Genomic DNA, 24,796 nt, shown 5'->3' on the forward strand with positions numbered 1-24,796 from the left:
GCGGGCTGTCACCCACCCATCGGCAGACCGAACAGCCTTGTAACGCCGGGGAAATCCGGCGCCTGCGGATGCCGCCCGCTGGGCTGCGTGCCGTCCTCGGGCCGCACCAGCTGGCAGGTGGCGAGGCCCGCCGCCCGGGCCGCGTCCAGCTCCTCCGCCACGTCGGAGAGGAACAGGATATCGGCCGGCGGCAGGCCAAGCTGCGCCGCGATGGCGGCATAGGCGGCGGCCTCGCGCTTGGCGCCGATGCGCGTGTCGAAGAAGCCGCTGAACAGCGGGGTCAAATCGCCCGCGAGGGAATGGCCGAACAGCAGCTTCTGCGCCGCGACCGAGCCCGAGGAATAGACGGCGAGCGTCAGCCCGCCGGCCTGCCAGGCTTGCAGGCAGGCGGCGACGTCGGGCCAGAGATGGCCCTTGAGCCGCCCATCCGCGAAGCCCGCCGCCCAGATCAGCCCCTGCAGCGTCTTGAGGGGCGTGACCTTGGCATCCGCCGCCATCCAGGCGCGGAGCTTGGCGCGGGGATCGTCGCCGATCTCGGCCAGGATCGCGGCGACGGCGGGGTCCGCGCCTTGCGCATCCAGGAAGCCATCCAGCGCGGCCTCCGCGAAGGGGAACATCGTCTCCTTCACGAAGGCGATGGCGGTGGTGGTGCCCTCGATGTCGGTAACGACCGCCTTGATCATACCGCTGCCGGGAAGCGCTCGGCCATGTCGGTGCCGGTGTAGTGCGGCGTCCAGCCCGAGGTGTCGGTGAAGACGCGCAGCACGGCGAAGCTCGGCGACTCGCCGGCATCGAACCAATGCTTCGAATTGGCCGGCACGGAGATCAGATCGCCCGCCGTGCAATGCGCGTCGAACACCTTGCCGTCCATGTGCAGCACGAAATTGCCCGAGCCTGCATGGAAGAAGCGCACCTCATCCTCGGTATGCGTGTGCTCGCTGAGGAATTTCGCGCGCATCGCATCCTTCATGGGGTGGTCGGGGGTGAGCTTGATGACATCCGCCGTGCCCGCGCCCGTCTCGCCCATGAAGGCATCCAGGCGCGGGCGATAGGCCTCGAGCACCGCCTCGGCGGGCGCATCGGCGGGCAAATCGGCGAGCGGCCAGCGCTCGAAGCGCACGCCGATGGCGGCGAGCTTCTGCGCGATCTCGGTGGGGTTCTCGGTGACGGCGATCTGCGCGTTGGACGCGGCATCCCAGATGGTCAGGCGGCTCATCGCATCCTCCTTTCTTCCAGTTCACAGGCGAGCATGAATTCCAGCGCCTCCAGACGGGCAAGCGCACCAGGCATGTCGGCGGCCCAGACATAGGCGCCATGGCCGCGGATCAAATAGCCCGGCGGCACCCTCTCCATCGCATCCCAGCGGGCGGCAAGCCCCGCCTGCATCAGCGCGATGTCCTGGTCGTTCGGCACGACGGGGATTTCCACCGTGGCGTCATGCGTCGGCAGGCCGGGGAAGGCCTTCAGCAATTCGTAGCCCGCGAGCGTCAGGCTCTCGCCCGCCGCGCGGGAGAGCACGGTATTGGCGATGGAATGGCCGTGCAGTACCGCGCCCGCCTCGGGGAAGCGGCGATAGATGCCGCAATGGAGCAGCGTCTCGGCCGAGCTTTTCCGCGCGCTCCCGAGCACCACGCCGTCGAGGTCCACCACCAGCACATCCTCGGGCGTGAGGAATCCCTTGTGGCAGCCCGAGGCGGTGACGGCGAGGCGCGCCGCATCGAGCCGGATCGAGAAATTCCCCGCCGTCGCCGGCACGAGGCCGAGCGCGTCCAGCCGCCGCCCGGCGGCGAGGATGGCCGCGACGACATCGTCCGGAATCACGCAAGGCTCTCCCGCGGATGCGTGCGGCGCGACCAGGCAAGGAGGCCGGCGCCGATCAGGAGGCCGGCGAGGTCGGTCCAGCCCTCGGGCACCATCAGCATCAGCCCCGCCGCGCCGGCGAGCAGCCGCAGCGGGAGCGGCAGCGGGCCGTTCCACATCCAGCCCTCGGTCGAACAGGCGAGCAGCCAGACGCCGAGCGAGGCCGTGACGAAGACCTGCAGGATCACGAGGAGGTCGCCCTGCGCCAGCAGCGCGGGCGAGAGCCAGAACATGAAGGGCACGATGAAGGTGGCGAGCCCGAGCTTCACCGCCACCACGCTTGTCTTCCACATGTCGGCCCCCGCCATCGAGGCCGCGGCGAAGGAGGCGAGGGCGACCGGCGGCGTGATGGCCGACAGGATCGCGAAGTAGAAGATGAACATGTGCGCCACCAGGGGTTCGACCCCGATGCGGATCAGCCCCGGCGCCACGACGGCGGCCGCGATGGCATAGGCCGCCGTGGTCGGCACGCCCATGCCCAGCACGATCGCCACGAACATCGCGAACAGCATGGCGAGGAAGATGGAAGCGCCCGCGATGTCGAGCAGCATGGTGGCGAAGCGCCCGCCCACGCCGGTCAGCCCGATCACGCCCGCGACCACGCCGGCGGCGGCGCAGACGGCGATGAGTTGCATCACCTCCTTCGCACTGCCCGAGAGCGCGCGCTCGATCGCCACCAGCGTCTCGCGCACCGCGCCGGCCAGGGCGCCGGGCAGGGGCTGGCGCTGCAGCGTCATGCGATGCACCAGCGCCGAGGCCAGCATGATGACGATGGTCGCGGCAATGCCGATGGCCGCCGCGCGGAAGGGCGAATAGCCCATCAGCAGGATGACGATCAGCAGGACCAGCGGCGCCGCCATGTAGCAACGCCGGCCGATATCGACCCAGCGCGGCAACTCCTCCCGCGCCAGGCCGCGGATGCCGGATTTGCGGGCGTTGAGGTCGCAATGGATGTAGTTGGCGATGTAGAACAGCAGCGCCGGGATCAGCCCGGCCAACGCGATGTCAGTATAGGGGCGGCCCAGCACCTCGGCCATGATGAAGGCGCCCGCGCCCATCACCGGCGGCGTGATCTGCCCGCCGGTGGAGCTTGTGGCCTCGACCGCCGCGGCGGTTTCCTTGTCGTAGCCCACGCGGCGCATCATCGGGATGGTGAAGGCACCCGAGGCGACCACATTGGCCACCGCGCTGCCCGAGATGGTGCCGAAGAGGATGCCCGAGACCACCGTGACCTTGGCCGGCCCGCCCCGCGCGCGGCCGACCAGCGCCAGGGCGAAGTCGTTGAAATACTCCCCGGCGCGCGAGGCGGTGAGGAAGGCGGCGAAGGTCACGAAGAGGATGATGAAGGTCGCCGAGACCTGCACGATGGTGCCCAGCACGCCGTTGTTGCCGAACAGCTCGACCAGCGCCTGCTCCCACTCGATCCCGCGGTGGTAGAGGATGCCAGGCATCCAGGGGCCGACGAAGCAATAGGCGATGAAGACGATCGCGATCAGCGGCATCACGAGGCCCGCGGTGCGGCGCGCGAATTCCAGCACCAGCAGCATGCCCACGAAGCTCGCCGCCAGATCCTGCCAGTTCGGCCCCATGAAGCTCCGCATCTCGATGCCGTCGGCATCCAGGATGTAGTGCAGCGGCACGGTGAGGCAGAGCGCCATCAGCGCCCAGTCATAGGCCGGCACGCGCGTGCCCGGATTGCCCGAGCTGCGCGGCGCGAAGAGCGCGAAGCCCAGCGCGGCGCCGAGGAAGACATGCACCGCGCGGCCCACGGTCGGATCGACCGGGGCGACCAGCAGGATCCACATGTGCCACAGCACGAAGGCGGTGGCCGCCGCGCGCCAGGCATAGCCCTGCCACCCCGCCAGCTCCCGCCGGGCGGAGGCGAACTCCATGTCGTCCACCATCGTGACGGACCCGCCGGCCGCGCCCTCGGCCTGCGCCGATCGTTCTTTCATGGAAGCCCCCCGAAACGCGACGCGCCGGCCCCGTGATGCGGGGTCGGCGCGCTGCCCCGCCCATGGGCGGAGCACGTCCTTGTGAGGGTCAGCCTACCGCGCGCGCCCGAACCGGTCCACCACCGGGGGCGCCACCGCGTCAGGCGGCCGGGCGCGAGGGGTTGGCCGGCTGCGCCTGGGTGGCGGTCGCCTGCGCGCCCGGCGCGGCGATGGAGCCGGCCGGCTGCGCCGGGGTCTGCGCCGCGGGGTCGGCCGCCATGGAGGCGTCCTTGCCCTCGTCTTCCTTCATGTTCTGCTTGAAGGACTTGATGCCCTTGGCCAGGTCACCCATCAGGCCGCTGATCTTGCCGCTGCCGAAGAGCAGCAGAATGACCAGCAGCACGACCAGCCAATGCCAGATGCTGAACGAACCCATAGCGACGCCTCGATCCCGTTTGGGGCCCACCCCTGAAGATGGGCCGGTCGGTTGCTTTCCGGCCGGACACTAAAGCGCAAGGCCGTCCAGCGCAAACCGGGACATGGCCTGCCCGGCGCCGCGAGACAACGGGGGGAGGGGCGGAAATCGTCAGCCGGACCCCGGCGGCACCGCAACACGAAATTTACCTGCGTCGGGCACCATCATCGGGGTTGCAATCCTGTAACTCATCCGCCATCTAGGCCGCGATCCGGGCCCCTCTGGCGGCTCCGGCGTGGGACGGTGACGCCCCGCGCCGCCGCGATGTCGGATCGCCAGAGAAACCGCAACGCACGACGCCCGGCCCGGATCGTGTCCAGGCCGGCGCGTCCCAACGCCCGGAGACGTGCTGATGGAATTCCTCGTAGCTGAATGGATCGGCAAGCCGATCTGGATGTGGCTTGCCTTCTTCACCATCGTGCTCGCGCTGCTCGCCTTCGACCTTGGCGTCCTGCACAAGGAAGACAAGGAAATGGGCATCGCCGAGAGCCTCTATCTCTCGGCCTTCTACATCGGCTTCGCGATCGTCTACGGCATCGCGATCTGGGTGGCCTATGAGAACGGCTACATCACGACCGAGGACAACACCCACGCCGGCATCACCTATTTCACCGGCTTCTTCATCGAGAAGGCGCTGTCCATCGACAACGTCTTCGTGATCAGCCTGATCTTCACCTACTTCGCCATCCCGCGGAAGTACCAGTACCGCGCCCTGGTCTGGGGCATCATCGCGGTGATCGTGCTGCGCGGCATCATGATCGCGGTGGGTGCGGCGCTGGTCCAGGAGTACAGCTGGATCCTCTACGTGTTCGGCGCCTTCCTGATCGCCACCGGCATCAAGATGCTGGTGGTGCCGGAGAGCGACCCGGACGTGTCGAAGAACCCGGTGGTGAAGTTCATGACCAAGCGCATGCGCGTGACGCAGGAGCTGCACGCCGAGAAGTTCTTCGTCCGCAAGCCGGACCCCGTGACGGGCAAGCTGGTGGTCTGGGCGACGCCGCTCTTCCTGGCGCTGGTGATCATCAACATCGCCGACCTGATCTTCGCGGTGGATTCCGTGCCGGCGATCTTCGCCATCACGACCGACACCTTCATCGTCTACACCGCGAACATCATGGCGATCCTGGGCCTGCGCGCGCTGTACTTCGCCCTGGCGGCGATGGTGCACCGCTTCCACTACCTGAAGTACGCGCTGGCGCTCGTGCTGGTGTTCATCGGCGGCAAGATCTTCTGGAACCAGATCTTCGGGAAGGTCGACCCCGCCATCTCGCTCGGCGTGACGCTCGCGATGATCGCCGGCGGCATCTTCTACTCGCTGTGGAAGACCCGCAACGATCCGCCGGCCCCGGCGACGACCTGACCGGCCAAAAGGGGGCGGCACCGCAAGGTGCCGCCCTTTCTATTTTGGTACGCCTGCAATCCCTGCTTGCAATCGCGCTGCGCAGGGATCATGTTGATGAAGTCAGCCTCGTTTGGTTCGGCCTGCTCTCTCCTTGCTCTTGCCGCCCTGGCGTATCGCGCCGCGGCCCCTGAGCGCCGAGCCTGCTGCCCTCCCCTCGTGATTGATCCGCAGCGCATTCGCGCGGCGGCACCGGCTATGCGATCGGATTTCTTACATGCCCAACGGCAGCATCAAGTGGTTCAACACGACCAAGGGCTACGGCTTCATCCAGCCCGAGGACGGCACGAGCGACGTGTTCGTGCACATCTCGGACGTGCAGCGCGCAGGGATCACGGAGCTCCGCGAGGGCGCCAAGATCTCCTATGAGCTGCAGCGCGGCCAGCAGGGCAAGGTCTCGGCCTGCAACCTGAAGCTCGTCTGAACCGCTGCGGGAAGCCTCGCGCTTCCTGACGCCGAATGAGACGCCGCCGCGGGGCAACCCACGGCGGCGTTTCGCGTTTTCGGCTCTCGGGTTTCAGCTTTCGGGGCGGATGCCCAGGCGGCGGATCAGCCCGCCCCAGCGCGCGATCTCGGCGCGCTGCAACGCCGCGAATTCCGCCGACGTGGAACCGACCGGCTCGAACCCGGCATTCTCCAGCACCCGCCGCTGCTCGGGCACGTTCAGCGCCACGCGGCTCTCCGCCGCCAGCCGCGCCACGCGCTCCGCCGGCATGTTGGCCGGGCCGAACATGCCGATCCAGGCGATGGCCGGCTCACTCGCCACGCCCGATTCCGGCATGGTCGGCACGTCGGGCAATTGCGGGATGCGCGCGCCCGCCGTGACCGCCAGCGCCCGCACCGAGCCATCGCGCACCTGCCCGAGCACGCCGCCCGAAGCCGCGAAGAAGGCCTGGATGCGCCCGGCCACGAGATCGAGCACCGCCTGCGCCACGGCGCGATAGGGCACGTGCACCGCCTCGAACCCCTGGCTCGCCGCCAGATCCTCCATCACCAGGTGGGAGAGCGTGCCCGGCCCGGTCGAGCCATAGTTGATCCGGCCCGGATTCGCCTTGGCATAGGCCACGAATTCGGCGGCCGTGCGCGCCGGCACGGAAGGATGCACCACCAGCACGAAGGGCAGCCGCGCCAGCAGGGTGATGGGCGTCAGGTCCGTCGCGGGGTCGTAGCCCAGCGCGGGGTTGAGCACCTTGGCCGTGCTGCCCGGCCCGCCGATGGTCACCCCCACCGTATGGCCATCGGTGGCGCGCACGATCGCCTCGGTGCCGATATTGCCGCCGCCGCCGGCGCGGTTGTCCACCACCACGGGCTGGCCGAGTGCGGTGGCCAGATGGCCAGAGACGGCGCGCGCCGCGAGGTCGGGCGTCGAACCACCCGGGAAGGCCACGATCATGCGCAGCGGCCGGTCCGGCCAGGCGGCCTGGGCGCGCAGGGCGCCCGGCGCCAGCGCAAGCCCGCCGGCGGCGGCCATCAGGCCGCGGCGTGTGGTGCTCATGGTTCGTCTCTCCCCTTGATTGTGCGCCGGATCATGCCCCGCGTCGGGCTTTCCCGCTACCGGCTGGCGAAGCGCGTGGTGGCGTGCACGAAGCCGCGCGCCGGAAAGGCCGAATTGCCCAGGTCGTTGATCGGCGGATACCAGACCCGCACCAGCGTCCAGTCATTGCCCGGCGAGACATCCACCACCCGCTGGTCGGTCGTGATCCGCCCGCGCGCCGCGCCCGAAGCCCAGTTCGCGTGGTCCACCCGGATCTCCCGGCTGCTGACGACGCGCGAGACGACGGCGAGATGGCCGCTCGGGTTGCGGGAGGTGCGCGCGATCACCAGCACGCTGCCGGGCTGCGGCGTGCGGCCGCGCTCATAGCGCCCGGCCGCCGCATCCCACCATTGCCAGGCATCGCCCTGGAGCTGGATGCCCGAGCGCGCCCGCGCATAGGGGACACAGGAGATGGGCTCACCGATCTGCGGGCGATGCGGCGCCAGCGCCTGGGGGCCGGAGCCGGTCCCGCAGGCGGCCAGGCCGAGCAACAGCAACATGGCAAGGGTGGCGCGCATCGCGTTGATTCGCTTAGCGCAACCAGGCCCTGCGGGACAAGGTGAATCAGGTTGGGCGAATCAGGCCGGGTGGTAGCGCAGATGCACCACGCCGCCCGGCAGGGTGCGGGAGTCCACCAGGGCGAGCGGCATCGCGCCCGCCGGGAACAGCACCGGCCCGGCACCGAGCAGCAGCGGCATCACGAAAACCTCGATGCGGTCCACCAACCCCGCCGCCAGGAAGGCGCCGAACACCGCGCTGCCGCCGACGACCCAGGCCTCGCCCGGCTCGGCGCGGAGCGCGGGCGCCAGCGCCGCGACCGGCCCGGCATGGCACATGGCCGGCGCGGGCAGCGCCTCGGCCGGGTGGTTCGTCAGCAATATCAACCGCTTGCCCGCATAGGGCCAGGCGCCGAAGCCCTGCACCTGGTCGAAGCTCCGCCGGCCCATCACCACGCAGGAGACGCCACCGAGGAAGGCCTCCAGCGCCGGCGCCGCACCGGCGTGATAGGGCTCGAGCCAATCCACGCCCCCTGCCGCATCGGCGATCCGGCCATCGAGCGAAGTCGCGGCCAGCAGCACGATGCGGCCGGGGCCGCCCGACATCACGCCGCCCGCGCGGCCGGCACGGCACGCATCCGCCCGCCCGGCAGGGCGTGCGGGATCGCCGCGGCGTAGTCGGCGGCGGCGAGCAGCGCCGCCCAGTCGATGCCGGTCGCGACCCCCATGCGGCGGAACATCCAGGCCACATCCTCGGTCGCGACATTGCCCGTCGCCCCCGGCGCGAAGGGGCAGCCGCCCAGGCCGCCCGCCGCGCTGTCGAAGACGCGGCAGCCCGCCGCCCAGGCGGCGGCGCAATTGGCCACGCCGAGCCCATAGGTGTCATGGCCATGGAAGGCGAAGCGCGGCACATCGCCCGATCCGGGCCAGGCACGCAGGGCATGGGCGAAGACGCGGCCCACCTGGTCGGGCGCGGCATTGCCCGTGGTGTCGGCGATGCCGATCTCCATCCCGGGGTCCAGCGCCACCACGCGCTCGATCCAGTCCAGCGCCTCGCGCTCGGGCACCACGCCCTCGAAGGGGCAGTGGAAGGCGCAGGAGAGGTTGAAGCGCACCTTCATCCCCGCCGCCGTGGCATCGCGCACGATGCCCGAGAGGTCGGCGAAGCTCTCCGCGCGGGTGCGGTTCACATTCGCCTTGTTGTGCGCCTCGGTCACCGACATGAAGAGGCCGACGCGATGCGCCCCCGCCGCCAGCGCGAGTTCGAAGCCCTTCCGGTTGGGTGCCAGCATCGTGCATTCCAGCCCCGGCAGCGCCAGGGCCGCGCGCAGCACCTCCGCCCCATCGGCCATCTGCGGCACGGCGCGGGGGCTGACGAAGCTGCTGACCTCCATGCGCCGCAGCCCGGCCTCGTGGAGCTTGCGCACCAGCGCGATCTTGGTCTCGGTCGGCACGAAGGGGCCGATGGATTGCAGCCCGTCGCGCGGGGCCACTTCGCTGATGATCGCGTGGTTCACGAGGATTCTCCCAGCAATTCGCCGAAGACATGGTCGTTGTGCGCCCCCACCGCCGGGGCGGTCCAGCGCACCATCTCGCGCGGGGTGACGCCATCGAAGCGGAAGGGCGCGGCGGGGTGGAGCAGCGTGGTGCCGAGCAGCGGGTCCGCCACCTTCATCACCATCTCGCGCGCCTGGAAATGCGGATCCTCCGCGCAGTCGCGGATGTCGTAGAGGCGCGAGCAGGGCACCTCCGCCGCCTCCAGCACCGCCTCGGCCTCCGCGGCCGCCAGGGTGCGGGTCCAGGCGCCGATCGCCGCGTCGATCTCACCGACATGGGCGCAGCGGCCGAGATTGTCCTGCAGCCGCGGATCGGCGCCGAGCTCCTCTCGTCCGATGGCGCGCATCAGGCGGCGATAGATCAGGTCCGAATTGCCGCCGATGCACAGCCATTTGCCGTCGGCGCAGAGATAGGTGTTGGTGGGTGCGGCGGTCGGGATGGCCGCCCCCGCGGGTTGGCGGATGCGCCCCGTCAGGCCGTATTCCGGCAGCATCCCCTCCATCAGCGAGAAGACGGCGCCGACCAGGTCCACATCGATGATCCGGCCCCGCCCGGCCGGGTCGCCCTTGATCGCCCAGCAGGCGGAGACCACGGCCATCGCCGCATACATGCCCGCCAGGTCGTCGCTGATCGAGACGCCGCAGCGCGGCGGCGCGTGCTCGGTCACACCGGGCGTGGCCGTGAGGTGGCGCAGCCCGCCCATCGCCTCGCCGATCGCGCCGAAGGCGGGCTTGTCGCGATAGGGGCCATCCTGGCCGAAGCCCGAGACCCGCGCGATGGTCAGGCGCGGATTCGCCGCCTGCAGCACTTCCGGCCCGAGGCCGATGCGCTCGAGATAGCCGGGGCGGAAATTCTCCACCAAGGCATCGGCCCGGCCCGCGAGCTTCATCATGCGTGCGCGGCCCTCGGCGCTCTTCAGGTCGAGCGTGACGGAGAGCTTGTTGCGGCCATGCACGCTGAACCACACCGCATGGCCGTTGTGCCGGCTGCCCCAGCCGCGGATCGGGTCGCCCTCGGGCGGCTCGATCTTGATCACCTCGGCGCCGAGATCGGCCAGCAGCCGGGTCGCGAAGGGCCCGGCGATGTAGTGGCCGAGTTCCAGCACCCTGAGCCCGGTCAGCGGCAAGCCCGCCATGCGCATCCCCTCCTGCAGTCGGGCCGGACCATGCCAGCCGCGCGCCGCGCCGTCACGACGGGGGCGCGTTTGTGATCGGCAAGCGCCGTTCCGGAAAGGTTCCGTAAACCATTCGGGCGCATATGCCTCCGCGGGGATGCCATTCTTTGCTCCCCGTCTCTCCCTCCCAGGATGCCGGCGACTATCCCCCCGATCATGCCGGCATCCCGCACCTCGGCGGGGCTCCTTCGGGGGTCCCGCCTTTTTTTGCTCAACGCCGGTCGCGCAGCGCCACCAGCAGCGCGAGGACGGAGAGCAGCAGGCCGGCGCCGAACACCGCCGCGTGGCGCTCGCCCGCCGCCTCGAACAAGGCCGCGAGGGCGAAGGCCACCCCGGCCTGGGCCGTGGCATAGGCGGCCGTGGCGCGCACCCAGACAAGGCCCGCCTGCATCCCGGCCACCTCGCGCGCCGCGGCCAGCGTGACCGCCGTCGCGCCCACGCCCGCAAAGCCGCCGAGCGGTGCGGCCAGCGCCAGGGCCGGCCACCAGGGCAGCAGCGTGAGCGCCAGGGCCGCCACCTGCACGCCGAGCCAGATCGGCAGCGCCCGCCGCCCGCCGATCCGCCCGGCCACGCGCCCGCCGAGCAGCGTGCCGGCCACCGCCCCGGCGCCGAAGCCCATCCAGATCGCCGAACCGGCGAAGACCGGCAGCCCCTGCCCGCGCACGGCGAGGTCCGCCAGATAGACCATCGGCGCCACCATCCCCGCCCCCGAGAGCCCATAGGCGAGCACCAGCCCCAGGGCGCGCGGCACCGCCGCCGCCCGCGCGGCTTCCGGCAGGGCCGGCGGGTTGGGGAAGGCGGGGCGCACCATCGCCCAGACCCCCGCCACGGCCGCCGCCAGGCCCAGCCAGGCCACCGCCAGCCCGCCGGTCAGCAGCGCGGGCACCAGCAGCCCCGCCAGCACGATGCCCGACCCCGCGCCGCCCATCACGATGCCGCCCGCGAAGCCGCGCTGCTCGGGCGCGACGGAGGCCTGCACGGCGGGGCCGGCCAGCGCCATCAGCAAGCCCCCCGCCATCCCCGCCAGCCCGCGCCAGAGCGCGAACCAGGCGAGCCCGCCATTCCAGGCACAGGCCAGGAAGGCCAGCAGCGCGAGCGCCATGCCGAGGTCCAGCGCGCGCGGCACGCCCAGTCGCGCCGCCACCGCCCGCCCGCCCAGCACGCCCAGCAGATAGCCCGAGAAATTCGCCGCCCCGAGCAGCCCCGCCCCGCCGCCATCGACCCAGCCGGCGCCGACCATCACGGGAAACAGCGGCACATAGGCGAAGCGGGCGAGGCCGATCCCGACGCAGATCGCGCCGGCCCCGGCCAGGCCGGCCCGCCAGACGGAAACGGGAGGGGGCGAGGTCATCCCCCGATCATCGGCCCGCCGGGGCGCGAGCGTCCACGGGGGGGGGCCGCCTTTCCTCTGGCCTTTCGCCCCCCGCCATGCGATAGCGGCGCCTGGATCGGTGCCGGGCCCTGCCCAGCCCCCGGTCTTCGCTGCGATGGCGGCGGAATTCTCGAGGAGCGCCAAACCCGATCGGGGAGATGGCGGCGCCTCCGGCCACATGGGCGGCCTTGCCCATCCGCCTCCCCGCAACGGGAAGCGCGATGGGACCCACTCTGCGCAAGCAATGTGGGCCTTCCGCCTTCCCATGCCGCCCGAGACGCCGAGCATCCCTGCCCAAGGGGACTGACCCTGTCGGGCCGGTGCGGCACCCACCCCGTGGATCCGTCCTGTCGTGTTCCAGGCCGCCCCTGCCATCGCGCGCGGGCGGTGCATTGCTTTGGTCCGCCGCGACGGCGGGCCACGAAGGACGATTCATGTTCGACAAGTACTTCCGCAAGGACATCTCCTGGGGCGGCCAGCTCCTGACGCTGGAGACAGGCAAGATCGCCCGCCAGGCCGATGGCGCCGTGATGGCCCGCCTGGGCGACACCATCGTGCTCTGCACCGTGGTCGGCGCGCGCAGCGTGAAGCCGGGCCAGGACTTCTTCCCGCTGACCGTGAACTACCAGGAGAAGGCCTTCGCGGCCGGCAAGATCCCCGGCGGCTTCTTCAAGCGCGAAGGCCGCCCGAACGAGAACGAGACCCTGGTCTCGCGCCTCATCGACCGGCCGCTGCGCCCGCTCTTCCCCGAGGGCTTCCGCAACGAGGTCCAGGTGATCGCGACCGTGCTGTCGCATGACCTGGAGAACAACCCCGACATCGTGGCGCTGGTCGGCTGCTCCGCCGCGCTGACGCTCTCGGGCATTCCCTTCTTCGGCCCCGTCGCCGGCGCGCGCGTCGCCTGGATCGATGGCGGCTATGTGCTGAACCCGACCGCCGCGCAGCTGCAGCAGAGCCAGCTCGACCTCGTCGTCGCCGGCACCGCCGAGGGCGTGCTGATGGTGGAATCCGAGGCCCAGGAGCTGAGCGAGGAGATCATGCTCGGCGCCGTGGAATTCGGCCACAAGAGCTTCCAGGCCGTGATCCAGGGCATCATCGAGCTGGCCGAGGTGGCCGCCAAGGAGCCCTGGGCCCTGCCCGAGGAGTCCGAGGCGACGAAGACGCTGAAGGCCCGCATCGCCGAGCTCGGCCGCGCGCCGATCGCCGAGGCCTACAAGACGGTCGAGAAGCTGGCCCGCCAGACCCAGGTTGGTGCGGCCAAGAAGGCCGTGCTCGCCGCGCTCGAGGCCGAGGGCCTGGATGCCGGCGCCGCCAAGGGCCTGCTGAAGGAGCTTGAGGCCGACGTCGTCCGCAACGCCATCCTCGACACCGGCCTGCGCATCGACGGGCGCGACACGCGCACCGTGCGCCCCATCCTGGCCGAGGTCGGCGTGCTGCCGCGCGCGCATGGCTCGGCGCTGTTCACCCGCGGCGAGACGCAGGCGCTGTGCGTGGCCACGCTGGGCACCGGGCAGGATGAGCAGATCATCGACGCGCTCTCGGGCGAGTACCGCGAGAACTTCATGCTGCACTACAACTTCCCGCCCTACAGCGTGAACGAGACGGGCCGCATGGGCAGCCCCGGCCGGCGTGAGATCGGCCACGGCAAGCTCGCCTGGCGCGCGCTCCATCCGCTGCTGCCGGAGAAGGAGAAGTTCCCCTACACGATGCGCGTCGTCTCCGAGATCACGGAGAGCAACGGCTCCTCCTCCATGGCCACCGTCTGCGGCACCTCGCTGGCGCTGATGGATGCGGGCACGCCGCTGAAGCGCCCCTGCGCGGGCATCGCCATGGGCCTGATCAAGGAAGACCGCGGCTTCGCCGTGCTCTCCGACATCCTGGGCGATGAGGACCATCTGGGCGACATGGACTTCAAGGTGGCCGGCACGGAAGCCGGCGTCACCGCGCTGCAGATGGACATCAAGATCACCTCCATCACCTTCGACATCATGCGCCAGGCGCTCGGCCAGGCGAAGGATGGCCGCCTGCACATCCTGGGCGAGATGGCCAAGGGCTTGTCGGGGGCGCGCGGCGACGTGGCCGCGACCGCGCCGCGCATCACCGTGATCAACATCAACAAGGACAAGATCCGTGATGTGATCGGCTCGGGCGGCAAGGTGATCCGCGAGATCACCGAGCAGACCGGCACGAAGATCGACATCGACGACGACGGCACCATCAAGGTGGCGGCGACGACGACCGAGGCCGCGCAGAAGGCGATCGACCGGATCATGGGCATCGTCGCCGAGCCGGAGATCAACAAGATCTACAACGGCAAGGTGGTGAAGACCGCCGAGTTCGGCGCCTTCGTGAACTTCCTCGGCGCCAAGGACGGCCTTGTGCACATCTCGGAACTCTCGAACGAGCGCGTGCAGAAGACGACCGACATCGTCAAGGAAGGCGATGCGGTGAAGGTCAAGGTCATCGGCTTCGACGACCGCGGCAAGGTGAAGCTCTCGATGCGCGTGGTCGACCAGGCCACGGGTGCGGACATCACCGACCAGGTCGGCCCGCGCCGCCCGCGCGAAGAGGGCGAGGGCGGGGGTGAGCGCGGCGAGCGCGGCCCGCGCCGCGACCGCGACCGCGACCGCCGCCCGCGCCGTGAGGGCATCACCGACCTCGGCGGCGAATAGGCCGCCCGACCCGGCCGGCTCGGCCCGGCAGGGGGGCCTCTCCCCTTGTCGGCCAAGCCGCGCCATATAGTTGTCATGCGGGGGGCCGTGCCCCTCGCAACGCGATAGTCACCGGAGCCGAAGAATCTTGAAGGCGATCAACCCCATCCGCATGGGCGGTGTCGACGTGCTGCCGCTTGTCGAAGGCGGCAAGGGCGTCGCCGTTTCCAACGGGGCCACCTGCGGGGGCTGGGCCTCCGGTGGGGGCGTCGGCACCTTCTCGGCCGTCAATGCCGACAGCTACGACGCGGACGGCAACGTCATCCGCCAGATCTACCATGGCCGCACGCGCCGCGAGCGGCATGAGGAGCTGGTGGCCTACGGTATCCGCGGCGGCATCGCCCAGGCGCGCGAGGCGCATGAGCGCGCCGGCGGCCAGGGCCGCATCCACATGAACATCCTGTGGGAGATGGGCGGCGCCGAGCGCGTGGCGCGCGGCGTGCTGGAAGGTGCGAAGGGCCTGGTGCACGGCATCACCTGCGGCGCCGGCATGCCCTATCGCCTCGCCGAGCTCGCGCGCGACTACGGCGTGCACTACTACCCCATCATCTCCTCCGCCCGCGCCTTCGCCGCGCTGTGGAAGCGCGCCTACAACAAGCAGCGCGAGCTGCTGGGCGGCGTGGTGTACGAGGACCCCTGGCTGGCCGGCGGCCATAACGGCCTGTCCAACAGCGAGGACCCGCTGAAGCCCGAGGATCCCTATCCGCGCGTGCTCAAGCTGCGCCAGCAGATGCGCGAATTCGGCCTGCACGACACGCCCATCATCATGGCCGGCGGCGTGTGGTGGCTCGAGGAATGGGAGCACTGGATCGACAGCGAGGAGCTTGGCCCCGTCGCCTTCCAGTTCGGCACCCGCCCGCTGCTGACGCAGGAAAGCCCGATCAGCGAGGAATGGAAGACCCGCCTGCTGCAGCTGAAGGAGGGCGACGTGCTGCTCCAGCCCTTCAGCCCGACCGGCTTCTATTCCTCCGCCGTGCGCACGCAGTTCCTCAGCGAGCTCGAGGCGCGCAGCCAGCGGCAGGTGCCCTTCACCACCGAGCCGAATGAGACGCACACCGCGCCCTTCCCGGTAGGCCCGCGCAAGCGCCTGGTCTACCTCAAGCCCGACGACCTGCCCCGCGCGCAGGGCTACACGGCCGAGGGCTTCACCGAGGCACTGCGCACGCCCGACGACACGCTGGTCTTCGAGACTCCCGCCACGGCGCGCGAGATCCTGAACGACCAGACCGACTGCATGGGCTGCCTCTCCCACTGCCGTTTCTCGAACTGGGCGCAGACCGAGCCCGATTTCAGCACCGGCAAGAAGGCCGATCCGCGCAGCTTCTGCATCCAGAAGACGCTGCAGGACATCGCCCATGGCGGGCGGCTGGAGCGCAATCTGATGTTCTCCGGCCACAACGCCTATCGCTTCGGCACGGACCCCTTCTACTCCAACGGCTTCGTGCCGACGGCGAAGCAGCTGGTCGAGCGGATCATGACCGGGCGCTGAGCCAGGTCACGGCAAGCAAGTGTTGCATCTGTTTCAGCGTCCGCCCTGCGCACATGACAAGGTGATGGGGCGTCGCTAGCTTGCGCGCCTCTCGAAAGGGGCGGGCATGACGGCACCGACGCGCATCGCGGTGGTGGAGGATGAGGCGGATCTGCGCGAGGTCGTCGTGGACTACCTCCGCCTGCAGGGCTTCTCCCCCATCCCCTGCCCGGACGGCGCGGCGCTGGACGCCGCGCTGGCGGAGGCCCCTGTCGATATCGTGCTGCTCGACCTCAACCTGCCGCGGGAGGGCGGGCTCTCCATCGCGCGGCGGCTGAAGGCGCTCGGCGCGCCGCCGGGGATCATCATGGTGACGGCGCTGGGCGAATCGCTCGATCGCGTCGTTGGCCTCGAGATCGGCGCCGACGACTATATCGGCAAGCCCTTCGAGCTGCGGGAGCTGCTGGCCCGCCTGCGGGCCCTGCTGCGCCGCCGCGCCGCCGTGGCCGAGGCTGCGCCGGTGGCGGTTCCCGCCGCGGCCATCGCCCCCGCGCCCTGCCCGCGGTTGCGCTTCGCCGGCTTCACCCTCTGCCCCGGCGAGCGGCAATTGCTCGACGCGGGCGGGGCGGAGGTGGCGCTCACCGCCATGGAATTCGACCTGCTGTTGCTGCTGGCGAGCCACCCGGGCGAGGTCTTCTCGCGTGAGGCGCTGCTGGCGCGTGCGCATGGCAAGGGGGCGGATCCGCTCGACCGTTCCATCGACATCCGAATCACGCGGCTGCGCCGCAAGCTGGAGGGCACGCCCGGCGCCGCGCCGCTGATCCGCACCGTGCGCGGGCGGGGCTACGTCTTCGGCGCCGCGCCGTGACGCCGCCCGGCCCCAACAGCCTCGCCGGCCGGCTGAGCGAGGCGGAGGCGCTGAAGGAAGGCGTGATCAACGCCGCCCTCGACGCCGTGATCACCGCCGACCGCAATTGCCGCGTCACTGGCTGGAACGCCGCCGCCGAGCGCATCTTCGGCCATCGCGCCGCCGCCATCATGGGCCAGCCGATCGGCGACCTCATCGTGCCCCCCCATCTGCGCGCGCAGCATGAGGCCGGACTCGCGCGCTACCAGGCCACGGGCTGCCCGCATGTGCTCGGCCAGCGGCTGGAGATGGAGGCGATGCGCCATGATGGCAGCCTCTTCCCCTGCGAGCTGTCGATCCATGAGGTGAAGGTGGGCGATCGCGTCTTCTTCACCGCCTGGCTGCGCGACCTCACGCCGCTGCGCGATGCCGAGGCCGAACTGGCCCAGCAGCGGGAGAAACTGCACCAGGCGCAGAAGCTCTCGGCGCTCGGCAGCCTGCTGGCCGGCGTGGCGCATGAGCTGAACAACCCGCTCGCCGTCGTCGTCGCCCAGACCACGATGCTCGAGGCCGTGGCCGCGGACCCCGAGGTGCGCGACCGCGCCGCGCGCATCCATGCCGCAGCCACGCGCTGCGGGCGCATCGTCAAGACCTTCCTGGCCATGGTGCGCCAGCAGCCGCCCTCCCGCACGGCGGTGGACCTCAACGCGGCGCTGAAGGGCGCGGTGGAGATGGTGGGCTACGGGCTGCGCAGCACCGGCGTGCAGGTGGAATGGGCGCTCGCCCCGGGGCTCGGCCCGGTGCAGGCGGATGGCGACCAGCTCGGCCAGGTGGCGGTGAACCTCATCGTCAACGCCCAGGCCGCACTGGCCGACCGGCCCGAGCCGCGGCGCCTGCGGCTGGAAAGCTTCGCCACGCCCGAGGGCCTCGGCTTCGCGGTGGAGGATAACGGCCCCGGCGTGCCCGCCGCGCTGCACGAACAGATCTTCGAACCCTATGTCACGACCAAGCCGCTCGGCGCCGGCACGGGGCTGGGGCTCGCGGTATGCCGCAACATCGCCGCCGCGCATGGCGGCACCATCGGGCTCGAGCCGGGCAGCCTCGGCGGGGCGCGCTTCGTGCTGCGCCTGCCGCGCGGCGTGGCGCAGGAGGCGCCGGCCGCCGCGCCCGCCGCCGCGCCCAGCCGCGCGCGCGTGCTGGTGGTGGATGACGAGCCCGAGGTCGGTGAGGCGCTGGCCGCGCTGCTGCAGGTGGCGGGGGCGAGCGTGCAGGTGGTGCAGGACATCGCCACGGCCGTGGCGCATCTGCGCGCCGGCGGGGTGCAGGCCGTGTTCTGCGACCTGCGCATGCCCGGCGGCGGCGGCGGGGGGCTCTATCGCCACGCCATGGCGGTGCATCCCGAGCTGCGCGGGCATTTCTGCTTCGTCACCGGCGACACCGTGGCCGGCCCCGCCGCCATCGCCGCCCTCGACCCCGAGGCGCCGCCGATGATCCTGGAGAAGCCCTTCGGGCGGGATGAGGTCGCCGCCGCGCTGCGCCAGCTGGTGCCCTCAGGCTGAGGCGCGCCGCCGCGCCAGCGCGGCATCCAGCTCGGCGCCGAGCAGGATCAGGTAGACGGTGACGTAGAGCCAGGTGAGCAGCCCCACCGCCGCGCCCAGCGCGCCATAGGTCGCGTCATGGACCGCGAAGTTGGACACGTAGAGCGAGAAGAGGCTGGAAGCGACCAGCCACAGGAAGGTCGCCAGCAGCGCGCCGGGCGAGAACAGCCGCCAATAGGGCGGCGGCCGCGCCGGGCCGAAGCGGTAGAGCAGGCCGATCGCCAGCAGCACCGCCACCAGCAGCACCAGCAGCGAGGCCCCGCGCAGGATCAGCGCCTGGCGCGGCACGAAGTCGAGCAGCGCGAGCAGCGCCGGCAGCGCGACCAGCAGCACCAGCCCCACCGTCACCGCCAGCACGCCACCGAGCGTCAGCAGCAGCGCCGTGACGTAGAAGCGCAGCGCCCCGCGCGCCTCGGTCGCGCCCTGGGCGAGGTTGAGCGCGCCGAGCAGCCCGCGGATGCCGGCCGAGGCGCTCCACAGCGCGATCCCCGCCCCCAGCGCCGCGCCCAGGCCCAGCGTCTGGCGCGGCATCGCCACCAGTTCGCGCACCCGCGCGGCAATCAACTGGTAGCCGGTCTCGGGCATCAGCTTGTGCAGCACCTCCAGCTGCGGCTCGACCGTGCCGGGGTCGAACCAGATGCCGTAGAAGGAGATGCAGAGCGACAGCGCCGGGAACAGCGCCAGCATGGCGTAGAAGGCGCAGCCCGCCGCGACCAGGGAGATGCGGTCGGACGCCGCGACGGCGAAGAGATTGCGCCAGAAGCCCGGCGGCGATCCCGCTGCATCGGTCTGCACGGCCGTCATGCCCGCCTCCAGCCTCGCCCGCATGCCCCGGGATTGACGCGCATCAAAGCGAAGGCGTGCGCCGCCCGGCAAGGTGCGGCGCAGGGACATCCCCGCGAGAGGAGAATATCATGCAGAAGAATGTCGGCGGCATCGACAAGGTGCTGCGGATCGGGGCCGGGGTGGTGCTGCTGACGCTGGGCCTCTTCGGGCCGCTGGGCTGGTGGGGCCTGATCGGCATCGTGCCGCTGGCGACCGGCCTGCTCGGCAACTGCCCGGTCTATGGGCTGATCGGCCTGAACACCTGCCCGCTGGAGCAGCGCACCGGCTGAGGGCGCGACCCCGGGCGGCGCCAAAAAAAATCAGCCGGCCGGGGGAATAGCAAGGCCGCCCCGCGCGTCCCACCCTGAGCAAGCCACAAGGCTCGGGGCGGGAGGAGCATGTTCGGGGCGCAGGATCGCGACGCGCTGATCGAGGCCCAGGTGCCGGCGTTGCGGCGCTTCGCGCGCTCGCTCTGCCGCGCCCCCGATGCGGCGGACGATCTGGTGCAGGATTGCTTGGAACAGGCGCTGCAGGCCTGGCCGCGCCGCCGGGCCGAGGCCGATCTGCGCGCCTGGCTCTTCGCCATTCTCTACAACCTCTTCGTCTCCGGCCGTCGCCGCAGCGCGCGGCAGGAGCGGCTGCTGGCCGCCCAGGGCGCCCCGCCCGAGGCCGCGCCCCAGGGCCAGGACGCCGCCGTGCATTGCGCCGAGGTGCTCGCCCAGCTCGATGCGCTGCCGGCCGAGCAGCGCGCCGTGCTGTGCCTGATCGCGGTGGAGGATCTGGGCTATGAGCAGGCGGCGCGCGTGCTCGGCGTGCCGGTCGGCACGGTGATGTCGCGCCTGTCCCGCGCGCGGGAGCGGCTGCGCCGGATGGCGGAAGCGCCGCCAGCCCGGCCGGCGCTGCGGCGGGTGGTCTGAGCCATGGCCGCGCCGCCCCCCGCGCCGATCGGCGAGGATGACCTGCACGCCTGGATCGATGGCCGCCTGGCCCCGGACCGCGCCGCCGAGGTCTCGGCCTTCCTGGCCACCAGGCCGGCGCTGGCCGCCGGGCTGCGCGCCGACCGGCAGCAGCGCGAGCGGCTGCGCGCGGCGCTGCTGCCCGTGGCGGAGGAGCCCATCCCGGCCCGGCTGCGCGTGGCGCATCTGCGCGCGCAGCACCGGCAGCGCCGGCACGGGCAGGGGCGCGTGGCGGCGGCGGCGCTGCTGCTCATCGGCCTCGGCACGGGGCTGGGCTGGACGCTGCGCGGGCAGGTCGCGCCGGAGCCGGTGGCGGATCGCCTGGCCGAGCCGCCGGCAGCCACCCCCTGGTCCAGCGCGCAGGTCGCCTTCGCACGGGAGCAGCCGCTCGGCCCCTGGCTCGCCGCCCAGCTCGAGGAGGAGATGCCGCTGCCGGACCTGGCCGATTTCGGCTTCCGGCTCGACGCCGCCTGGGTGCAGGCCGACATCGCCGGGCCGCCGGCTGCGCTGCTGCGCTATGTGGACCCCGACGGCATCGCCCTGTCGCTGCGGCGGGAGGCCGATGCGCGCAGCTATCCCCAGCCGATGCGCTGCGCCGATGGGCCGGGCGGGGTGGTGACCTATGCCTGGTCGGATGGGCGCTGGCGCTACGCGCTCTCCGCCATGCTGCCGCGCGAGAGGCTGCGCCCGATCGCCCTGGCGGCGGAACGCTTCATGCGGGAAGCCCCGCGCCAACCCCTGCTCGCGGCGCTGCCGCGCAGACCGTGCCTGACCGGAACCGGCTGACACGCAACCACGGGAGGAACGACACCATGACCCAGCACCCAGGGCGGGCCGAGCGCTCGATCCAGGAACTCTATCGCGATGACCCCGAGCGCGCCGATGCGCTGGCCTTCGGCCGGCGCGGCGCGCTGAAGGGCGCGGCGCTGGCGGCGATGGGGGCGAGCCTGGGTGCCGCCATCCCCTTCGCCGGCACCATGCCGCGCGGCACGCTGCCCGCGCTCTTCGCCCGCCCGGCGGCGGCGCAGGCGGCGGGCCAGCCGCCGATCCTGCGCATGGACGGCAAGGGCCCGCTGCTGCTGCTGCAGGAACGCCCCCTGGTGGCCGAGACGCCCGAGCACCTGCTGGATGAAGCCGTCACCAGCTACGGCAATTTCTTCGTCCGCAACAACGGCCTGATCCCCGACGCCGCGACCAACCCGCAGGGCTGGAAGCTGACCATCGACGGCGAGGTGAACGGCCCGCTGGAACTCACCCTCGGTGACCTGGCGCAGCGCTTCCCGCTGGTCACGCGACAGTTGCAGATGGAGTGCGGCGGCAATGGCCGGGCCTCCTTCGCGCCGCAGACGCGCGGCAACCAATGGGGCAATGGCGCCATCGGCTGCGCCGAATACACCGGCGTGCGCCTGGCCGATGTGCTGCGCGCCGCCGGGGTGAAGGAAACGGCCCGCTACACCGGGCATTTCGGCGGCGACCCGCACCTTTCGGGCGATGCCACGCGCCCGGCGATCAGCCGCGGCATGCGCCTCGTGAAAGCCATGGACGAGGACACGCTGATCGTCCTGCGCATGAACGGCCAGCCGCTGCCGCACATCCATGGCGGGCCGGTGCGCCTGCTGGTGCCGGGCTGGCCGGGCAGCCTCAGCCAGAAATGGCTCACGCGCGTGACGCTGCTGGCCCAGCCGCATCGCGGCCAGGGCATGGGCGGCACCAGCTACCGCCTGCCGGTGCGCCCGATCATTCCCGGCAGCGACAACAACGGCGCCGATTTCGCGGAGATGGAGAGCATGCCCGTGCGCTCCATCCTGTCCTCCCACCCGCATGGCGCGCGGCTGCCGGCGGGCACGCGCAACCTCGATCTGCGCGGCGCGGCCTGGGCGGGGGATCTCTCCGTCTCGGCCGTGCATGTCAGCCTCGATTTCGGCGCCACCTGGCAGGCGATGCAGGTGGCGGCCCCCGCCAACCGCCATGCCTGGCAGCGCTGGAATGGCCGCGTGACCCTGCCCTCGGACGGGTATTTCGAGATCTGGTACCGCGCCACCGACAGCCAGGGGCGGATGCAGCCGCACCAGGCCGCGAACTGGAATCCGCAGGGCTACGGGGCGAACCCGGTGAGCCGCGCGGCGATCCTGGTCGGCTGATGCGCGCGCCGCTGCTTGTTGCCGCCCTGGCCGCGCTCGGTATCGGGGTCGCGGTCGCGCAGACCAACCCCGAGCGCGATGCCGACCGCGCGCACGCCATCCAGGCCCCGGCAGAGGAGGAGAGCATCCTCCCCGACGGGGAGGGGCGGTCGGAGACCTTCGCCTACTGCACCGTCTGCCACAGCACCGCGATCATCCGCCGCAGCCGCTTCGGCCGCGCGCAATGGGACGGGCTGATGGACTGGATGGCGGAGAAGCACGGGATGAACCCGCTGGAGGGCGAGTTCCGCGACACCATCGTGAACTACCTCGCCCAGCATTTCGGCCCCGCCCAGGCGCCGGCGCGCGGGCGCAACCCGTTCCTGAACTGATCGGCCCGATCAGACCTCAGGCTTCTCGCGCCGGAGCTTCTTGACCCCGGCGCGGTTCGCCTTGCCGGCCAGGCGGCGTTCCTGCGCGCCCTTGCTGGGGCGCGTGGGGCGGCGCGGCGGCGGCGGGGGCTTGGCGGCCTCGGCCAGCAGGGCGGCGAGCTTGGCGCGGGCTTCCTGGCGGTTGCGGTCCTGGGTGCGGTGTTCCTGCGCCTCGATCACCAGCACGCCGAACTGCGTCACCCGTCGCCCGGCGAGCTTCACCAGCCGTGCCTCCACGCGCGGATCGAGCCCCGCGCGCGCGAGATCCAGGCGCAGTTCCACGGCGGTGGAGAGCTTGTTGACGTTCTGCCCGCCGGGGCCGGAGGCGCGCACGAAGCTCTCCTCCAGCGCGTCCTCGGGGATGGTGATGGCGCTCATGCGCGCGGTGTGCGCCCCGCGGCGGAGCCGCGCAACACAAAGTTCGGCGGAGCCGCGCAACACAAAGTTCGGCGGCGCCGCGCAGCACAGGGTTCGGCGGCGCCGCGCGCTACAGCGGCTTGTCGTAGGTGATCCACATCGTGCGCGTCGCCAGGCGGTCGTACACGCCGCGGCCGCGGTAATTGTCGTCGGCGGTGATCCAGCGCAGCAGCGTGGCCCCCTGGCGGCGGCCTTCCTCGGCCACCGCCTCGATCAGCGCATCGGCGGTGCGGGTGCCGCGCGCCTGCGGATCGACGAAGAGGTCGTCGAGATAGATGCCCATCGCGGCGCGCAGCGGCCGCGCGAAGGGGCGGTAATGCGCCAGCCCGATCGGCGCGCCCTGCGCGTCCAGCGCCAGGAAGGCCTTCACCTCATGGCGCGGGTCATGGATCCAGCCCCAGACGGTGTCGCGCATCGCGCCATCCTGCTCGACCTTGTAGAAGGCCGCGTAGCCGGCATAGAGGCGGTCCCAGGCCGCGCGATGCGCGGGGGTGGGGCGGATAATGGTGCTCACAGCGAAATCCTCCCGACAGATGCCAGCCCGAGCAGGATGGCGCCGACATGCATGGATTGCCCGATCAGGCCGCGCGGCAGGCCGGCGAGCACTTCGGCCACCGGCAGCACCTCCACGCGGATCGCCTCGCCCGGTTCGGGCGTGGCCACTGCGCTCGGCCGCGCGCCGGTGCCGAGCACGACATGCAGCCGGTTGGTCTGGATGGCGGGGTTCGCGTGGCCGGCGGTGAGGTAGCGCCAATCGGCGGCCTCATAGCCCGTCTCCTCGCGCGTCTCGCGCTGGCCGGCGACCAGCGCATCGGCGTCGGTCGCATCCATGACGCCGCCGGGCAGTTCCAGCGACCAGGCCTGCGCGCCGTGCCGCCATTGCCGCACCAGCACCAGGCGGTCGTCCTCGGTCAGCACCACGGCGGCGACCCAATCCGGGTAGTCCAGCACATACCAGGGCGAAAGCTCGGTGCCGGCCTGGGTGCGCAGCCGGTCGGCGCGCAGGCGGATCCAGCGATCCTCGATCAGCAGGCGGGAGTCGAGCGTGGTCCAGGGCGGCGCATCGGTCATGCGGCGACGGTAGGCGAGGCGACGGAATCTGGCGAGCGGTCCGTAACCACCAGGTCGCGTCCGGCGAAGCCCCCTGCAACCGCCGAGGACCCTGCCATGCCCCTCTCCCGTCGCCACCTGTTGCTCGCCCCTGCCCTGCTGCTGACCATGCCCGGCCCTGCCGAGGCCGCGACGCGGCGGCTGAACCACCAGCGCGGCGTCATGCTGCGCGGCTTCGACACGGTTGCCTGGTTCACCGAGGGCGCGCCCCGGCGCGGTTCGGCCGCGCACCAGGCGAGCTGGGGCGGTGCGACCTGGCATTTCGCCTCGGCCGAGAACCGCGCCCGCTTCGTGGCGGACCCGCAGGCCTTCGCCCCGCGCTTCGGCGGCTTCTGCGCTTTCGGCGTGGCGCGTGGCTACAAGGTGGATATCGACCCGGAGGCATGGCACATCCACCAGGGCCGTCTCTACCTGAACTACGATCGCGGGGTGCAACGCCAGTGGCAACGCGACATCCCCGGCTTCATCGCGACCGCCGAGGCCAATTGGCCGCGGCTGATGGATGCATGAT

The 24,796-nt window shown here is 71.5% G+C and carries 27 protein-coding genes; 12 read left to right on the forward strand and 15 right to left on the reverse strand.

Annotated elements, in window-relative coordinates; genetic code table 11:
• Positions 1-8 precede the first annotated feature (8 nt).
• From mtnC to AC2D9U_RS06220, 5 genes are all read right to left on the reverse strand, one after another.
• Positions 9-683 (reverse strand): acireductone synthase, encoded by a 675-nt coding sequence (gene mtnC, locus AC2D9U_RS06200; protein ID WP_484747381.1) that lies wholly within the window; start codon positions 681-683, stop codon positions 9-11.
• Positions 680-1,216 carry a 1,2-dihydroxy-3-keto-5-methylthiopentene dioxygenase gene (locus AC2D9U_RS06205; RefSeq protein ID WP_484747382.1) on the reverse strand — a complete coding sequence of 179 codons (537 nt, stop codon included), beginning with the start codon at positions 1,214-1,216 and terminating at the stop codon, positions 680-682. The genes mtnC and AC2D9U_RS06205 overlap by 4 nt, the downstream gene beginning before the upstream one ends.
• On the reverse strand, positions 1,213-1,821 hold the full coding sequence (locus AC2D9U_RS06210) for a methylthioribulose 1-phosphate dehydratase (protein ID WP_484747383.1): 609 nt from the start codon (positions 1,819-1,821) through the stop codon (positions 1,213-1,215). The genes AC2D9U_RS06205 and AC2D9U_RS06210 overlap by 4 nt, the downstream gene beginning before the upstream one ends.
• Positions 1,818-3,815: a TRAP transporter permease gene (locus AC2D9U_RS06215; protein WP_484747385.1), complete on the reverse strand. Its 1,998-nt coding sequence runs from the start codon at positions 3,813-3,815 to the stop codon at positions 1,818-1,820. Before AC2D9U_RS06215 ends, AC2D9U_RS06210 begins: the two co-directional genes overlap by 4 nt.
• Positions 3,816-3,954: 139 nt before the next feature.
• Positions 3,955-4,230 (reverse strand): twin-arginine translocase TatA/TatE family subunit, encoded by a 276-nt coding sequence (locus tag AC2D9U_RS06220; protein ID WP_484747386.1) that lies wholly within the window; start codon positions 4,228-4,230, stop codon positions 3,955-3,957.
• A 391-nt stretch (positions 4,231-4,621) separates the two neighbouring features.
• Between AC2D9U_RS06220 and AC2D9U_RS06225 the strand changes: the two genes are divergently transcribed.
• Together AC2D9U_RS06225 and AC2D9U_RS06230 are read left to right on the forward strand one after the other, a co-directional pair.
• Complete coding sequence (locus AC2D9U_RS06225; protein ID WP_484747388.1) at positions 4,622-5,629, forward strand: TerC family protein; 1,008 nt, start codon at positions 4,622-4,624, stop codon at positions 5,627-5,629.
• Between the two features lie 256 nt (positions 5,630-5,885).
• Positions 5,886-6,092: a cold-shock protein gene (locus AC2D9U_RS06230; protein WP_484747389.1), complete on the forward strand. Its 207-nt coding sequence runs from the start codon at positions 5,886-5,888 to the stop codon at positions 6,090-6,092.
• 93 nt (positions 6,093-6,185) lie between these two features.
• On the opposite strand, the gene AC2D9U_RS06235 is transcribed toward AC2D9U_RS06230, so the two are convergent.
• The 6 genes from AC2D9U_RS06235 to AC2D9U_RS06260 all read right to left on the reverse strand — a co-directional run bounded on the left by AC2D9U_RS06235 (position 6,186) and on the right by AC2D9U_RS06260 (position 11,781).
• A complete protein-coding gene (locus tag AC2D9U_RS06235) occupies positions 6,186-7,163 on the reverse strand; it encodes a Bug family tripartite tricarboxylate transporter substrate binding protein (RefSeq protein WP_484747391.1) in 978 nt (325 codons plus the stop codon).
• 56 nt (positions 7,164-7,219) lie between these two features.
• A complete protein-coding gene (locus AC2D9U_RS06240; RefSeq protein ID WP_484747392.1) occupies positions 7,220-7,720 on the reverse strand; it encodes a CHAP domain-containing protein in 501 nt (166 codons plus the stop codon).
• A 60-nt stretch (positions 7,721-7,780) separates the two neighbouring features.
• A complete protein-coding gene (locus AC2D9U_RS06245) occupies positions 7,781-8,305 on the reverse strand; it encodes a dihydrofolate reductase family protein (protein ID WP_484747393.1) in 525 nt (174 codons plus the stop codon).
• A complete protein-coding gene (locus tag AC2D9U_RS06250) occupies positions 8,305-9,216 on the reverse strand; it encodes a hydroxymethylglutaryl-CoA lyase (RefSeq protein ID WP_484747395.1) in 912 nt (303 codons plus the stop codon). Before AC2D9U_RS06250 ends, AC2D9U_RS06245 begins: the two co-directional genes overlap by 1 nt.
• Positions 9,213-10,391, reverse strand: coding sequence for a CaiB/BaiF CoA transferase family protein (locus tag AC2D9U_RS06255; RefSeq protein ID WP_484747397.1), 1,179 nt, complete (start codon positions 10,389-10,391; stop codon positions 9,213-9,215). The genes AC2D9U_RS06250 and AC2D9U_RS06255 overlap by 4 nt, the downstream gene beginning before the upstream one ends.
• Before the next feature lie 250 nt (positions 10,392-10,641).
• Positions 10,642-11,781, reverse strand: coding sequence for a YbfB/YjiJ family MFS transporter (locus AC2D9U_RS06260; protein ID WP_484747399.1), 1,140 nt, complete (start codon positions 11,779-11,781; stop codon positions 10,642-10,644).
• Between the two features lie 455 nt (positions 11,782-12,236).
• Between AC2D9U_RS06260 and pnp the strand changes: the two genes are divergently transcribed.
• The 4 genes from pnp to AC2D9U_RS06280 all read left to right on the forward strand — a co-directional run bounded on the left by pnp (position 12,237) and on the right by AC2D9U_RS06280 (position 18,387).
• Positions 12,237-14,474 (forward strand): polyribonucleotide nucleotidyltransferase, encoded by a 2,238-nt coding sequence (gene pnp / locus AC2D9U_RS06265; RefSeq protein WP_484747400.1) that lies wholly within the window; start codon positions 12,237-12,239, stop codon positions 14,472-14,474.
• Positions 14,475-14,601: 127 nt separating this feature from the next.
• Complete coding sequence (locus AC2D9U_RS06270; RefSeq protein WP_484747401.1) at positions 14,602-16,002, forward strand: NAD(P)H-dependent flavin oxidoreductase; 1,401 nt, start codon at positions 14,602-14,604, stop codon at positions 16,000-16,002.
• Positions 16,003-16,108: 106 nt separating this feature from the next.
• Positions 16,109-16,849, forward strand: coding sequence for a response regulator transcription factor (locus tag AC2D9U_RS06275; RefSeq protein WP_484747403.1), 741 nt, complete (start codon positions 16,109-16,111; stop codon positions 16,847-16,849).
• A complete protein-coding gene (locus AC2D9U_RS06280; protein ID WP_484747405.1) occupies positions 16,846-18,387 on the forward strand; it encodes a sensor histidine kinase in 1,542 nt (513 codons plus the stop codon). The genes AC2D9U_RS06275 and AC2D9U_RS06280 overlap by 4 nt, the downstream gene beginning before the upstream one ends.
• Here the strand turns inward: AC2D9U_RS06280 and AC2D9U_RS06285 are convergent.
• Positions 18,379-19,230 (reverse strand): YihY/virulence factor BrkB family protein, encoded by an 852-nt coding sequence (locus tag AC2D9U_RS06285; protein WP_484747407.1) that lies wholly within the window; start codon positions 19,228-19,230, stop codon positions 18,379-18,381. The two genes, AC2D9U_RS06280 and AC2D9U_RS06285, sit on opposite strands and share 9 nt — an antisense overlap.
• 110 nt (positions 19,231-19,340) lie before the next feature.
• On the opposite strand from AC2D9U_RS06285, the gene AC2D9U_RS06290 reads away from it, so the two are divergent.
• From AC2D9U_RS06290 to AC2D9U_RS06310, 5 genes are all read left to right on the forward strand, one after another.
• On the forward strand, positions 19,341-19,541 hold the full coding sequence (locus AC2D9U_RS06290) for a YgaP family membrane protein (RefSeq protein ID WP_484747409.1): 201 nt from the start codon (positions 19,341-19,343) through the stop codon (positions 19,539-19,541).
• A 108-nt stretch (positions 19,542-19,649) separates the two neighbouring features.
• A complete protein-coding gene (locus tag AC2D9U_RS06295) occupies positions 19,650-20,168 on the forward strand; it encodes a sigma-70 family RNA polymerase sigma factor (protein ID WP_484747411.1) in 519 nt (172 codons plus the stop codon).
• Between the two features lie 3 nt (positions 20,169-20,171).
• Positions 20,172-20,993, forward strand: coding sequence for an anti-sigma factor family protein (locus tag AC2D9U_RS06300; protein ID WP_484747413.1), 822 nt, complete (start codon positions 20,172-20,174; stop codon positions 20,991-20,993).
• Positions 20,994-21,019: 26 nt separating this feature from the next.
• A complete protein-coding gene (locus tag AC2D9U_RS06305; RefSeq protein WP_484747414.1) occupies positions 21,020-22,348 on the forward strand; it encodes a sulfite oxidase in 1,329 nt (442 codons plus the stop codon).
• Positions 22,348-22,719 (forward strand): hypothetical protein, encoded by a 372-nt coding sequence (locus AC2D9U_RS06310; RefSeq protein WP_484747416.1) that lies wholly within the window; start codon positions 22,348-22,350, stop codon positions 22,717-22,719. The genes AC2D9U_RS06305 and AC2D9U_RS06310 overlap by 1 nt, the downstream gene beginning before the upstream one ends.
• 9 nt (positions 22,720-22,728) lie before the next feature.
• On the opposite strand, the gene arfB is transcribed toward AC2D9U_RS06310, so the two are convergent.
• The 3 genes from arfB to AC2D9U_RS06325 all read right to left on the reverse strand — a co-directional run bounded on the left by arfB (position 22,729) and on the right by AC2D9U_RS06325 (position 24,246).
• Entirely contained in the window at positions 22,729-23,136 is a 408-nt protein-coding gene (gene arfB / locus AC2D9U_RS06315; RefSeq protein WP_484747418.1) for an alternative ribosome rescue aminoacyl-tRNA hydrolase ArfB, read from the reverse strand.
• A 109-nt stretch (positions 23,137-23,245) separates the two neighbouring features.
• Positions 23,246-23,689 carry a GNAT family N-acetyltransferase gene (locus AC2D9U_RS06320; protein WP_484747419.1) on the reverse strand — a complete coding sequence of 148 codons (444 nt, stop codon included), beginning with the start codon at positions 23,687-23,689 and terminating at the stop codon, positions 23,246-23,248.
• On the reverse strand, positions 23,686-24,246 hold the full coding sequence (locus tag AC2D9U_RS06325; protein ID WP_484747421.1) for an NUDIX hydrolase: 561 nt from the start codon (positions 24,244-24,246) through the stop codon (positions 23,686-23,688). The genes AC2D9U_RS06320 and AC2D9U_RS06325 overlap by 4 nt, the downstream gene beginning before the upstream one ends.
• 96 nt (positions 24,247-24,342) lie before the next feature.
• Here AC2D9U_RS06325 and AC2D9U_RS06330 point away from each other — a divergent pair, with 96 nt between their 5' ends.
• Positions 24,343-24,795: a YHS domain-containing (seleno)protein gene (locus tag AC2D9U_RS06330; RefSeq protein WP_484747423.1), complete on the forward strand. Its 453-nt coding sequence runs from the start codon at positions 24,343-24,345 to the stop codon at positions 24,793-24,795.
• Position 24,796 lies beyond the last annotated feature (1 nt).

This window comes from Roseomonas sp. TF40 (assembly GCF_057219975.1).